This is a genomic window from Paenibacillus sp. ICGEB2008, from assembly GCF_000307675.1.
In the GTDB taxonomy this organism is placed as follows: domain Bacteria; phylum Bacillota; class Bacilli; order Paenibacillales; family Paenibacillaceae; genus Paenibacillus; species Paenibacillus polymyxa.
Map to the genome: position 1 here is coordinate 147,655 of NZ_AMQU01000009.1, position 13,543 is coordinate 161,197.

The 13,543-nt window shown below is 39.7% G+C and carries 12 protein-coding genes and 2 pseudogenes; 3 read left to right on the top strand and 11 right to left on the bottom strand.

Annotated elements, in window-relative coordinates; all coding sequences use genetic code 11:
- Nucleotides 1-90: 90 nt before the first annotated feature.
- From C400_RS0110640 to C400_RS0110650, 3 genes are all read right to left on the bottom strand, one after another.
- On the bottom strand, nucleotides 91-624 hold the full coding sequence (locus C400_RS0110640) for an NAD(P)H-dependent oxidoreductase (RefSeq protein WP_017426962.1): 534 nt from the start codon (nucleotides 622-624) through the stop codon (nucleotides 91-93).
- 70 nt (nucleotides 625-694) lie between these two features.
- Nucleotides 695-907: a 4-oxalocrotonate tautomerase DmpI gene (gene dmpI, locus C400_RS0110645; protein WP_016820887.1), complete on the bottom strand. Its 213-nt coding sequence runs from the start codon at nucleotides 905-907 to the stop codon at nucleotides 695-697.
- A 109-nt stretch (nucleotides 908-1,016) separates the two neighbouring features.
- Nucleotides 1,017-1,991 carry an aldo/keto reductase gene (locus tag C400_RS0110650; RefSeq protein ID WP_017426963.1) on the bottom strand — a complete coding sequence of 325 codons (975 nt, stop codon included), beginning with the start codon at nucleotides 1,989-1,991 and terminating at the stop codon, nucleotides 1,017-1,019.
- A 268-nt stretch (nucleotides 1,992-2,259) separates the two neighbouring features.
- On the opposite strand from C400_RS0110650, the gene C400_RS0110655 reads away from it, so the two are divergent.
- Nucleotides 2,260-2,805, top strand: a complete 546-nt coding sequence (locus C400_RS0110655) for a TetR/AcrR family transcriptional regulator (RefSeq protein ID WP_017426964.1) — start codon at nucleotides 2,260-2,262, stop codon at nucleotides 2,803-2,805.
- Between the two features lie 429 nt (nucleotides 2,806-3,234).
- Here the strand turns inward: C400_RS0110655 and C400_RS0110660 are convergent, their stop codons facing one another.
- The 7 genes and pseudogenes from C400_RS0110660 to C400_RS0110685 all read right to left on the bottom strand — a co-directional run.
- Nucleotides 3,235-4,662, bottom strand: a complete 1,428-nt coding sequence (locus tag C400_RS0110660) for a 6-phospho-beta-glucosidase (protein WP_017426965.1) — start codon at nucleotides 4,660-4,662, stop codon at nucleotides 3,235-3,237.
- A 30-nt stretch (nucleotides 4,663-4,692) separates the two neighbouring features.
- Nucleotides 4,693-6,561 (bottom strand): beta-glucoside-specific PTS transporter subunit IIABC, encoded by a 1,869-nt coding sequence (locus C400_RS0110665; protein ID WP_017426966.1) that lies wholly within the window; start codon nucleotides 6,559-6,561, stop codon nucleotides 4,693-4,695.
- A 187-nt stretch (nucleotides 6,562-6,748) separates the two neighbouring features.
- Nucleotides 6,749-7,468, bottom strand: a complete 720-nt coding sequence (locus tag C400_RS0110670) for a LysR family transcriptional regulator (protein ID WP_232795350.1) — start codon at nucleotides 7,466-7,468, stop codon at nucleotides 6,749-6,751.
- Nucleotides 7,401-7,631: a LysR family transcriptional regulator gene (locus tag C400_RS27755; RefSeq protein WP_232795351.1), complete on the bottom strand. Its 231-nt coding sequence runs from the start codon at nucleotides 7,629-7,631 to the stop codon at nucleotides 7,401-7,403. The genes C400_RS0110670 and C400_RS27755 overlap by 68 nt, the downstream gene beginning before the upstream one ends.
- A gap of 248 nt (nucleotides 7,632-7,879) precedes the next feature.
- Nucleotides 7,880-8,128: pseudogene (locus C400_RS26775) on the bottom strand (aldo/keto reductase); the annotation flags it as partial.
- Nucleotides 8,129-8,210: 82 nt separating this feature from the next.
- Nucleotides 8,211-9,434, bottom strand: coding sequence for a multidrug effflux MFS transporter (locus C400_RS0110680; protein WP_017426969.1), 1,224 nt, complete (start codon nucleotides 9,432-9,434; stop codon nucleotides 8,211-8,213).
- Nucleotides 9,435-9,503: 69 nt separating this feature from the next.
- Nucleotides 9,504-9,788 (bottom strand): annotated as a pseudogene (locus C400_RS0110685) (alcohol dehydrogenase); the annotation flags it as partial.
- A gap of 214 nt (nucleotides 9,789-10,002) precedes the next feature.
- On the opposite strand from C400_RS0110685, the gene C400_RS0110690 reads away from it, so the two are divergent.
- Nucleotides 10,003-10,554 carry a TetR/AcrR family transcriptional regulator gene (locus tag C400_RS0110690; RefSeq protein WP_017426970.1) on the top strand — a complete coding sequence of 184 codons (552 nt, stop codon included), beginning with the start codon at nucleotides 10,003-10,005 and terminating at the stop codon, nucleotides 10,552-10,554.
- Nucleotides 10,555-11,159: 605 nt separating this feature from the next.
- Nucleotides 11,160-11,465 (top strand): hypothetical protein, encoded by a 306-nt coding sequence (locus C400_RS27760; RefSeq protein WP_185833256.1) that lies wholly within the window; start codon nucleotides 11,160-11,162, stop codon nucleotides 11,463-11,465.
- 879 nt (nucleotides 11,466-12,344) lie between these two features.
- Here the strand turns inward: C400_RS27760 and C400_RS0110695 are convergent.
- On the bottom strand, nucleotides 12,345-13,505 hold the full coding sequence (locus tag C400_RS0110695; RefSeq protein ID WP_017426971.1) for an alpha/beta hydrolase family protein: 1,161 nt from the start codon (nucleotides 13,503-13,505) through the stop codon (nucleotides 12,345-12,347).
- Between the last annotated feature and the right edge of the window lie 38 nt (nucleotides 13,506-13,543).

Genomic DNA, 13,543 nt, shown 5'->3' on the forward strand with positions numbered 1-13,543 from the left:
GACCCATGAAAGAATGACGATAATTGCGACGCGGTAACCTCCAATTCCCGTCTCTATGATGAAGCCGACAAGCTTAGCATCACCATTCTTCTAGACAAGTTTAGGGTTCAGCGCATAAGCCACATAATCCTTGGCACTTTGCTCTAGCTCCTCATCTGACAGGTGTTGCATTACACCATACAAGATATATGGTGTCAAATAGCGTGTTCCAATCAAGTTACTGGTTGCCTGAAGAGGTCGCAGCAGCTCGGAAACGGTGTATTTAAAATTACCGTCTGGTAAATAGTTTTCTTTAGCAGCGCCGGTAGAAACGGCAATCAGCAGCTCTTTTCCGTGCAGCTTGTCCCCTTTGCTTCCAAATGCCCAGCCATGAGTTAGGACTACATCCTCCCATTTTTTCAGCAATGAAGGCGTACTGTACCAGTAGAATGGGAATTGCAAAACGATGCGATCATGCTGCTCCAATAGACTCTGCTCGGCAGCGACATCGATCTTCTCATTCGGGTATGCCTCATAAACATGGTGAATTGTAACACCAGCTTGCTTCTTCATTTCTTCCGTTAAGCGACGATGAACACGGGAAGCAGTTAAATCAGGGTGAAAAACAAGAACGAGTGTTTTCATTTTAAATTTTCTCCATCCAAGAATATTTTTTTCTATCTTAATTGTTTAAATGGATACCAAGTTAATTATTTTACTCCTCACTTTTCAGTGGATTATTTACAGCTTTGTCTGCTAAAATCCGTCCTGCAACACCTATATTATCTAGTTCATTTTCCCTTACGAACACAAAGAATGCTTGTTCAGGTATATTCATGATAGTTGAAGCTGATGTAGTAAGGTCTTTTACTAACTTTCTTTTTTGCTCTTTAGTTAATTTAGCTGCTTCAATTGTAATTACAGGCATAATTTATTCTCCTTTATTGTGGTTTTATGTCTAATGACGACGAGCTGACACAAAAACTCATGTGCATCTCTCTTATCAAAGAGACCGTGCGACACCAATTTATATGAATTTAAAAATGACCAACGATTCGGTGCGGTACATATGGTTCTTCCAAAAACGCAATTTCTTCAGCAGTTAATTGAATAGATAGAGCAGCTTCTGCATCTTCGAGCTGGGATATTTTTGTCGCACCGACAATAGGAGCGGCTACCGGTTCTTTATGTAGAAGCCACGCAAGTGCGATGTGAACCCGGCGAACACCATGTTTCTCTGCCAAACTCGCAACCCGGTTCACCACCAATTGATCCGCATCTGTTGTTGCATCATATTTTTGTTTTGCAATTTCATCAGTTTCGGCACGATGTGTTGTTGTCTCCCGCGCTAACCTTCCTCCTGCGAGCGGGCTATAAGGAATGACCCCGATTTTTTCTGCCTTACAAAGTGGGAGCATCTCTCGTTCCTCTTCGCGGTAAATGAGATTTAAATGATTCTGCATTGATACAAATCGGGTCCACCCATTTTTCTCAGCTATATGTAAAGCTTTCTGAAACTGCCATGCCCACATGGCAGAGGCTCCGATGTATCTCGCCTTACCAGCCTTGACTACATCGTGCAGTGCTTCCATCGTTTCTTCGATGGGCGTGTTGTAATCCCAACGGTGAATTTGATACAAATCGACGTAGTCGGTTCTCAATCTCTTAAGGCTTTTATCGATTTCGCTCATGATCGCCTTGCGGGAAAGCCCAGCTCCATTAGGTCCTTGATGCATTCGTCCATGTATTTTAGTCGCGATGACAATCTCATCACGGTTCGTATAATCCTTTAATGCACCTCCAATTATTTCCTCACTTGTCCCGTCAGCGTACACGTTTGCAGTATCAAAAAAATTGATTCCAAGCTCCAGAGCTTTTTTTATGATTGGACGAGCGCGTTCCCCATCAAGCACCCATCGATGATGACCTTTTTGTGCGTCTCCAAAGCCCATACAACCAAGACAAATCTGGGATACATCCAAGCCAGTATTTCCAAGTTTCGTATAATCCATTTCATGGTTCCTCCCTTTCTTATTCTTAAAAATTATATTGTCCTTGGCTTCGTGTGGTGCGATCTTGACTTGCCTCAGAACGGGTAGGCGTGCTGATCATTGAGTTTAGATAACTCCAAATAAAAAATGAACATTGATTGTTTAATCAACTTACGTTTATAATTCTAAACGGAAACAAAATGCTTGCAATAATCAATTTCTCTCGATGTGTAGATTACTCAACAAATTATTAATAATTGCTGATTATCTCAGTAAGGGGACTTTAAAAATGACTAAAGTGGACAGAAGGGTACTCAAATCTCAAGAAGCCATAAAGAAAGCAATACTTGAACTGATGACTGAAAAAAACTTTGATGACATTACAATTCGGGATATTTCTGATAGGGCAAATGTTAATCGAGGAACAATCTATCTCCATTACATGGATAAATTTGACTTGCTAGATAAGATAATTGAAGAACATATAAACAATCTCCGTGAACTTTGCCACACAGCATCTGAAATGAGTTTCCAAGAAGGAAATTATGTCTGGTTCGAATACTTTGCAGACAATCATTTGTTCTTTTCAACCATGTTAAACACGAAAAGTTCAGCTTATTTTCGTAGTCAATTCCTTGATTTAGTCGTCCAGGAGTATAAGGTTGAAGTCGATGTAACAGAAGGAAAAAATCAAGGCTTAAGTGAAGATGTCATTCTTCAATTTTTTGGGGCCGCGGTCGTGGGGATCGTAGAATGGTGGTTTAAAAATGGAATGTCAGTCCCCCCTCGTGTCATGGCAGAACAAACTGGGATATTGTTAGACAGAAATTTTTAAATTGCATTCCCAACAAATCTAGTAAATCGAGTAATTTCTTGTACTGAGGTTATTTAAACAAAATTCTCATCCTAATTTCGTGATGAGGGTAGGGTTTTGAATACTGTTCTCGCATTCGGGACTTGAACATTAAAGATAACGCCTATATCCGGCACAGCACCGAAAACATGAAGCGGCATTCGCTCCATGTTTTCGTACTTAAACCCATAACTTTATTTCCTATTGAGAGCACGGTCCCGAATAACAAGAAAATGCTTACCACAAGAAGAACTTGCCTCATGTTAGTGAGAACAAGAGAACCTATCGCGTTTTAAATTAAGGGTCTTGTTTAGAAAAAGTTTGTATGCGTCACATCTGGTCGACTGTGATTCCACCATCAACTAGCTTTAGCTGTATAAAATCAAAGGTTTGTTTTATTAATTGGCGGACTTAGTCTAAATCTTCTCCATTGCTGCTAATTACTTTCTTATACCAATTAAAGGACTTTTTCCTACTACGGCTTAACGTACCATTTCCCTGGTCATCTTTATCCACGTAGATGAAACCATATCTTTTGCTCATTTCTCCAGAACTTGAGCTTACTAAATCAATGCACCCCCAGGTTGTATATCCTAGCAACTCTACACCATCTTCTTTTACAGCAGCTTTAAATGCTCGGATATGTTCCCGAATATACTCAATTCTGTAATCATCCGAGATACATCCATTTACATCAGGCTTGTCCGCAGCTCCCAACCCATTCTCGACAATAAATAATGGTTTTTGATAGCGATCATACAATGCATTTAATGTAATTCTTAGCCCGAGTGGGTCAATTTGCCAGCCCCAATCACTTCTTTTTAAATGGGGATTTCGTAATGTCGGAAATAGATTGGCAGCGGTTTGAGTATTAACTGCTGGGTCAGCACTTGTTAATCGCGAACCATAGTAACTAAATGAAACGAAGTCAACTGTATTATTTTTCAGAAGCTCCTTATCACCATCTTGCATCTTCAGATGTATATTCATCCTTTCGAACATTTTTTTGGCATAATTCGGGTATTCACCACGAGATTGTACATCCACAAAGAAGTAATGTTCTCGATCCCTTGTCATGGCTTTCCATACGTCTTCAGGAGCGCAAGTATAGGGATAAGTGCTGGCACCCGCCAACATACATCCTATCTTGAATTCGGAATTTATTTTGCGTGCAATTTCAGTAGCTTTAGCACTCGCGACCAATTGGTGATGAGCTGCCTGATACTTCACAGCTTCTTCATTTTCATCTTCATCAAACACCAATCCTGAGCTCCCGAATGGTAGGTGTAATAACATATTGATTTCATTAAAGGTTAGCCAATACTTCACTTTATCTTTGTAGCGAGTGAATAGTGTTTCGCATAGTCTTTCATAATAATCAACCATTTTACGGCTTCTCCAAGAACCGATCGTTTTTACCAAATGCATCGGCACATCAAAATGAGTGATCGTTACTAAAGGCTCTATATTATATTTTAAACACTCATCAAAAACATCATCGTAGAACTTCAAACCTTCTTCGTTGGGTAATGTATCATCCCCATTTGGATAGATTCGTGTCCATGCAATAGATAAACGAAAGCATTTGAAACCCATTTCTGCAAATAAAGCAATGTCTTCCTTATAATTATGATAAAAGTCGATGGCTTCATGGCTCGGATAGAAATGCTCATTATCACATTCCATCATTTTCATCTTGCCTTTCATTACAGAAACGCGATCCTGTCCTGCGGGTATAACGTCGACGGTTGACAATCCCTTATTCCCTTCCAAATATCCACCTTCACATTGGTTTGCAGCAGTTGCTCCTCCCCATAAAAAGTCTTTGACTAAAGTCATTTATAATCCACTCCTTGAATTTTGATATGGTTACACTATTAGGACTAACAACTCATTGTTAAAATCAGTGACTGTACTACTGTTATTAGTTAGCACATCAGCATAACTGTAAGTATTCGTAACGATCACCGGGGTTTGGGTAACATATCCTTCCTCCCTGATTTTCTCCAAATCAAACGTGATTAGTGTCTGTCCCTTGGTAATTCTCTGACCTTCTTCAACATGAGCTTCAAAGTACTTCCCATTCAGTTTAACGGTGTTCAATCCTATATGGATGAGTATTTCAACCCCATCATCGGAGAGTAAACCGATTGCGTGCTTCTTGGGAAACAACGAAACAATTTTCCCATCAAAAGGAGCGACCACTTTTCCTTCGCTTGGCTCAATGGCAATTCCTTTTCCCATTGATTCTGTGGAGAAGGCCGCATCTTGAACATCCTTCAATGGAATCATTTCCCCTTTGATAGGACTTGTAATGACCGTATTTTTAAGTGTGATGATTTTATCGTTTGTGGTGACTTTATTCTGCTCAGACGTTTCTTTCTCATATTTTAAGGTTAAAAAATAGGTAAGCACTGCAGTTATAACCGTCGTAATTAATAATGCGATGAGTATATTATAGAAATTCCAAATGTTTTCTCCAATATAAAGCGGAATAGCTGGAAGCCCTGATGAACCTGTTGCATAACGTGAAACTTCCATAACCCCTGCGTAAAGCCCGCCAGCAGCGGAGCCAATCATAGCCGCAACAAGAGGATATTTTTTAGGTAAATTAACACCGTAAAGTGCTGCTTCTGTAATTCCCATTAAACCTGTAATTCCACTTGTAGTGGAGATTTGCTTGGATACTGTATCCTTTGTTCTCCAACTGACAATCAACGCGGCTACACCTTGCGAAATATTGGATATCATGGCTCCAGGTCCAATGATATTTTCATATCCCAATGTCGTGATTTGAGCCAATGATAACGGAACGATACTGTGATGAAGTCCAAACATAACGAGGATTGGCCAGAAGGTTGCAATTATGAAAATGACCACCCATGCTCCGTGCGATCCCAAAAAATCAAACCCCATTGCCAAATATGTTCCGAAGAAAGAACCTAGCGGTCCTAGTGCAGTTAAGGAAATAAATCCAACAACCAGAATGGTAAACATCGGAACAAAAATAATTTTTACAGCGTTAGGAATGATTCTTTTAAAGAATGGTTCAATGTAGGATTGCGCCCACACGGTTAATAGAATCGGAACAACCGATGAACTATAAGCAACAAGTGTCAATGGAATATTGAAAACGCTAACATTATTACCCGCAGTTCTCAATAGATCCAGATTCGGATGAAGCAATACCCCAGCCAACACAAGTGCCAGTACAGGGCTGCATTTTAATTTGTTTGCAGCCGAATATGCTAATAAAAAGGGTAAGAAATAAAAAATGGCATCCGACATGAAATTGATTACATAGTAAGTTTGTGACGCTTTTGAAACTACATTAAATAAGATCAGCAAAGCCAATAGCGCTTTTATCATTCCCGCGCCTGCAATAGCCGGAACGATTGGACTGAATGTACCTGAAATAAAATCGATTAATTTGCCAAAAACGCTTACATTTTTTTCATTAGATAATTTATCATCTATATTTTCTGTATGTTTTATATATTTGACCACTTCCTCATATACTTCTTCAACATGGGTGCCAATAACCACTTGAAATTGGCCGCCGCTTTCAATCGCATCAATTACGCCATCTAAAGCTTTAATAGCGTCTTGATCGGCTTTTTTATTTTGGTTTAGTGCGAATCTAAGCCTTGTCATACAATGAGTTAGTGTTGATACATTTTCACTACCACCAATCTTCTCTACAATATCCTGAGCTAATTTTTCATATTTTTTGCTCATTAGAAAATGCCCCCTCTTCTTGTTGTTGAACAATGAATTACGCCTTTTATTTATTAAACATAAACAACTTTACCCGCTAAATAAAAAAAAGTTATTTATCAGTAATATTTAAAGGCTTCATTCAAGCTGCACCTTTAAGATATCACTAGATAAATAACCTTATCCAATACCTATAATCTATGTTTTATTATGCTTGTGAGGCATACTTGATTAATTGAATTAAGTGAGAAGTAGCCTGGTTAAAAATCTTGTGTTTCTTCCAAACAATAACACAACTAAATTTGAGTTCTGGAAAAAATGGTCTGAAGCAAAGATGTTTTGAACCTGTCATCGCAAGAGCACCTTCAATACAAATAGCAGTTCCCATACCATTATCTACAAAATTAACTATGTTAGAAATTAAGTTGTATGTGGCTAGAACATGTATATTTTCATATTCATCAGCAAACCAATTAGCAATTTCATTTTGTACTGTTGGACGACTAGAAAGAAGTAAAGGAACTCCAACAAGATCATTGGGAGTAACATATTCTTTTTGAGCAAGAGGGGATGAAGCCTGTGTTAGAATTCCCCATCGTTCCTTTTGAGGCAATCTAATGAAATCGTATTTTTCAATATTTATGGGCTCTAATAAAATCCCAACTTCAAGTAATCCTTTGTCTATTTTTTCCTTTATATCATCCCCTGTTCCGCTATAAATATAATAATTAACCTGTGGATACTCTTCATGAAAAGCTTTTAATGTTTGAAATAAATAATGCGATGTTAGTGATTCAACGCTTCCTATAGAGATAGTCCCTCCAACCAGATTATTTTGATCTTTGAATTCTCTCTCTGTTTTATCCGCAATCGTTAGGATTTCTTCTGCCCTTTGACGTAAAAGCATGCCAGCATCCGTTAATGACACCTTTTTTTTTACCGCGAATAAGCAATTGAGTTCCTAAATTTTTTTCTAAGTCAGCCAATTGTCTGCTTAATGTCGGCTGTGTTACATGTAGTACATTTGCTGCATGCGTAATACTTTCCAAACGAGCGACTGTAAGAAAATAACGAAGCACTCTTAACTCCATGTTTCCCCCTGTTGACAATATGTGCTTAAGAATAGATTCAATATGTCCTAGTAATTAACTTACCATCTTAAATACAGTTCTTTCAGTTTACACTTTTCACATACTTCTCTGCCATTATAACCATTAATCAATTCTATATGCATATGTTTATATGTGGAATTGAATCGATATATGGGAAGGATTTGGGTACTGTTACGTGAACATAGTGTTGTTGGATTTGAGCATTTTGTGATAAGACCTCCCCAAAATTAGTAATAAAATTTCATATTGCTGAGCCGTTCAACGTTCTCAGGATCGTGAAGAGATAAAATTAAACTCTCTTTGGAATCCAACTTAGCAATCCTCTCCATATCGTCCCTGCTCAATTCGAAGTTGAAGATATTGAAATTTTCAATAATTCTTTCCTTATGAACAAACATTGGAATCGCAACAATTCCTCTTTGTATCAACCAACGTAAAGCAACTTGAGCCACGGATTTATGATGTTTCTCAGCTAAAACCGAGTATCGGCATCTCGACACCATTGTTTAGTGTAACATTTTACATTTTAGATCCTACTTAATGTTCGCTAGCGATTGGTTAAGTATTGGATTCAAAGCTATTTTTGGTGCCGGATAATTTTTTTATCCCTTTAACCAGAATGATATAGGTAATTATAGATAATAAACTTGTAGAAAAAATAATAATTCCAAAAGGTATAGCAGAATTTTCGCCTGCAATTCCCACAAGTGGAGACGTAACGGCACCTAATGCAAATTGTAAGGTCCCGAGCACGGCAGACGCGCTCCCTGCAATATGCCCCTGCGAATCCATTGCTAATGTAAAAGAGATGGGGCCAATGATCCCAATGGATAAAGCGAATAAGAAGATCGAAATAAACATAGCTGATAATACTCCATGTACTAGTACTATAAATAAGACTGCTGCAGAAGATAAAAACGCTAGTATTATTCCGATCAAAAACAGCCGCCTTTCCGTAACCCGGCCTGCAAGCAGTTTGACGAATTGAGATCCCAAGATAATAGCAAGGCCATTCAACGCAAAGAGGATTGAAAACAGTTGCGGCGACACGCCGTATATGTTTTGATAAATAAAAGGGGTACCTGCAACATAGGCAAAAACACCTGCGAACAATATGCCATTGACTAGAGCATACCCCATAAAAGACCGCTTTCGGAATAAGCTATTATAATTTTTTATCAACGCACGGGGACTGCCTGAAATACGTTGTTGTACAGGTAAGCTTTCCTCTAACCCCCATATGGTAATCCCAGTTAACCCTATGCCTAGCACCCCTAAAAATATAAATACACCTGACCAAGAGCAGTATGACATAACCGTACTTCCAGCCGTAGGGGAAATTAATGGTGCCACATTGCTGATCATTGTCAGCAACGATATAAACTTAGTCATTTCAATCCCACTAAACCGATCTCGAACAATAGCGCGCGAAATAACGAGTCCAGCGGACGCAGCAACCCCTTGTATAAATCTTAAAGATATAAACCATCCTATGCTTGGAGCAAAAACGCATCCAATAGAGGAAAGGATATATAGTATCATGGAAATCAACAAAGGCTGGCGTCTTCCATAAATGTCGCTTAAAGGTCCCATTATCAACTGTCCTAGCCCTAATCCTAACAGACTAGTGGTTAAACTCGCTTGAACCGCAGTTGCGCTTGTTCCAAAAAAAACAGCGATTTGCGGAAGTGATGCAAGATACATATCGACGGTAAACGGCCCCAACGCCGAAAATATGGCCAATAATAGAGCAAAACCGAAAGAATTTTTTTGGGTCTTCATTCTTTTAACTCCTATGATTGTTTAAATGCTTTCTTTAAGCTAACGCATATGCTTTAGATGTTATGGGTTTGTTACTTCTGCCCCCATAGAATAAGCGAACCTAACAGCCATGTGTCCGAGTCCACCAAGTCCAACAACGGCTATATTTTTGCCGGAATCAACCCCCAATGGCGCAGCTGCGAAAACGTTGTGATCCCAGCACATAAGTGTTGGAGCGGCGACATCAAGATTAATGCCCTCTGGAATTCGAACCACGAAATCCTGCGTTACAACGATATGGGTGGAATAACCTTCCTGCGTATATTGTCCATATCTATCGATGCCTCCGTAGGTACCCATATGTCCATTTAAACACCAAGTGAACACCCCTCTTTTTTAAATTTAAATTCCCCTTTTAGGTATGTATGCCACGGAGAGCAAATAAGCAAAACTGGTTGTTTTATCAACTTATGTCTATTATTTTAAAAAAGAAACCTAAGTTCAATGGTTAAAAAAGCGAAATTTGTTGAAATAGCAACATCATCAGGAAAAGTGTTCATTATTTTGTTGATCAGGGGGAAAAGACAAGATGATTAAAGTGGATCGGAGAATCCTAAAAACACAAGAAGCCTTAAAAAAAGCCGTTATTGAACTGATGGCTGTAAAAAACTTTGATGACATTACCATTCAAGACATTGCAAACAAGGCAAACGTAAACCGCGGTACAATTTATCTTCACTATCAGGACAAATATGATTTATTAGATCAAATCATGGAAACACACATTAATGAATTAAAAGAAATGGATACGTGGGCATGTCAGATGGAGTGGGCTGATGCTCTTGTTCCATATTTCGAGTACTTTGAGAAAAATTATTTACTTTTTTCAACCATGCTAGCTGGATCAAAAGGTACACCTTTATCTTTTAGAACGCGGCTACTTGCTTATTTCATGGAAGGGTTCAAAGGGGAGATTGACAAAGAAAGCGGAAAAAATGCGGAATTAACCGAAGATGTGATGTTACAATATGCTGGGACTGCTTATGTAGGGGTTATTGAATGGTGGATTCGAAATGGAATGCCCTATTCACCGCAAGTCATGGCCACGCAAGTTGGCACCTTGCTAGAAAGAAGTTTTTAATCGGTAATTATATTCTGTAAAGTAGATGGCATTTTCCCTTTTCAATAAAGGTCACAGTATACAACGAAACACTAAAACAACGGCAGCCGATCGGCTGCCGCTTCTGCATGTTTTTTCATTTTTTATTAGAGTTTTTATATTCTTCCTCGGTTACGTGTATCATCCCAGTCTAGGTACTAAGTATACAAATCTAACTATTCTTCGTACCCCATGCCAATATTTTAAGTTCAGTGGAATGTTCACCACATCGCCTGTTTTAAGGAATTGAACTGGTTTTCCGTCTACTTGATACCAACCCTCTCCTCCAGTAACTAATAAAACTTGCACAACATAATGAGAGTGCTAGTTATTACGGGCGTCTGATGCAAAGGTTACGCTTCCGATAGCTTTATTGAGGGAGACAGGATTGTTAAACACCAATTGTAAGAAGGCGTTAGCGATAAAGTTTTTTCTTCTTTGACCCGACGGTGAAGATGGTGCTATTTCTTAAGTGCTCGTTCTTCATATATGAATCCCCTACTTTTTATTATTATAATTAACTTACTTGAGGGATATAGAAATCATGAAAACAAAATGCCATAAGATACTCCAATATAAACCTTCGCTTGAATGGTGATTCTCCCTATTTATTTTCAACGATATCGCCTTCAAAGCACGGCAAGCCCTTTCTCCAATCAATGCCTTTCTTCAAAAGTGATAATGCTCTTCAACATCTTAAATCCTACCTACAAATTCGAGAAAGTTATTACAATGTTGCCGAACAGCAAACGGCTGTTTTCCTTTCTCTTTTGACTGTTCCATCCGGGAAAATAAATAGGTTGACGGTGAGAGCTGCCCAGAAAATGATGGAGCGCTACGCAAAAGCTTATGAATACTTTACAGTAAATAATGTTATAATCCGGATATTATAGACGACAATTTGCTATTTGTATCAGCGTACTGAAAAGGCACACGCAAAAGATAATTGTGGTCGTTCAGAGAATGGCTCCTGCAGATGCAGGAGCAGCTTTTTGTTCGCTCCGAACACTCAGTTGGCTGTGTCCCTGATCACGAACCAGCCCCGGGAAAATCCAGTGATATCCTCTCGGCGCTGGTCTTGCTCACATAAGCAGACGATTATTGGAACGGTTATTTTCCTGGTACTACAAGTATAAAAGCTACCCTAATACACTTTAACATTTTTTGACCTGACATATGTAGTTCATTTTCAAATAAGATATTTTATTGAATAATTATTCATTGTGTGGTGTGGGAAATAGTTTTGCATAGAAGCTACCTATATAAAAATAAAAAGACCAGCTAAAAAGCTGGTTAAGGAAACTATAAATGCATATGCCTGACTTATGCCCCACCAATATAACCTCGAATCGAAATTACACCAGGAGACTGTGACAATGATCCAAATATCAGTGCAAAACTGAAACCGCAGTGTTTCAGGGTCTGCATGAACCCTGAAACGTTCAAACAAATCTGAGCAGTTGGAAATTAGTAGTACATTATTTATTTTAACGGATTTTCCAAAAGCGTGTATAAGACATTTAAAACCGTATGGGTATCTTTCTCTGAACAGATTGTACTTAGCGAGTTTGTACCAAAAACGATCGTATTCACTGATAATACCTGCTGAGTGTAAATATCTGTAGCTTCGGGTTCACGTAAACATTTGCACGGCTTCAAATTCCTTGATTTCTTCTTCCGAAAGCATCTCCAGCGAATACTTCTCCCCTGGAAAGGATAACTGGGGAATCCGATAGACGTATTCCCCAGTTTACTTTATGACGTCCTGGCAATCACTTAGGGCGAGGTGCGGCTGGCCCAAGCCCAATTGAGCAGAGCCAATTCAGCACTACCTCATGCAGCACGTTGATGTTGTCTACCTGACAGTGTTCTAATCCCCCAAGTCGTCTATCCTCTATCGGGAAGAACGTCTTGTTTTTCGAACCCGCTTGCTCATAATTTTTCAAGGCTTGTGTCAGCGGATTTGGCTGAACCAATATCTCTTCCGCTCCGTGCATTACAAGAAGCGGGCATTCTATCTGGTGAAGCACCCCCTCAAGATCATAGGCAAAACGCGGATTACCCGCAAAGTCCTCCATGCTCTTTGCCCCCAGAATTCTCATGCCATGTGCGGCCAGACTCGGTGGCATCCATTTAAGCATTGCATCCCAATCAAAGGCATGCGTACCGCCGTCGGAGATGACGGCAGCAATTCTGTGATCGAACGAAGCGAATCGCAAAGAGTCGTAAGCCGCAAAACTCTCACCGTGCACGATAATCTTGTCGGGATCGACTTCCGGCCGCGTTAGAAGAAAATCGATTGCTCGGGAATGGAAAGCCTCACTGTCCGCTCGTCTTCCTTTTCCCTTTTCGTACAGCGAGAGGCCGGTGCCAGGCTGATCATAGACCAGAAAGTTATATCCACACGAAATAAAAGCGGGACCTAGCCAGAAATAGTTTTCAATTGACCACTCGTCACCACCGTTGAGAGCAAAAAGGGTCGGCTTCGGACCTTTTATCCAGGAAGGGGAGAAGAAGTAACCATCCAGCTTGACATCTTCGTAATCGACTTGGATCTTCTCCGGTTGGACATCGAAGTACTTCCCGGCAGCTTCGAAGAGTTCATTTACTTTTTTAAATACACGGATTTTCTCGGTGTCATCATCCATCACCGTATATTCTGCAATTCTGTAGTAATTGCAGGCACGAACGTAGCAGTTTCGTGCTGTATACCAGTTTCCAGCTGTTTCGGCCTCCTTGCCGTGTCTTTCCAATGCCTGAGCCGTTATGAGCCATTCCCTGTGCCACGTGTCCTTGTCTTCGGGGTCGATTTTTTTGCAGGCCTCGTAGATCTCGGTGACGTCCGTAGCACCGAGGCTTGCCATACCTAAAGCTTTGGTGACTTGGTATGACATCATGTAGTGATTGGGCCAATGGCTGAACTCAATTGACATTGTAACATCCCCCTTTTCCAGTTCTAGTTCTTGTAGTT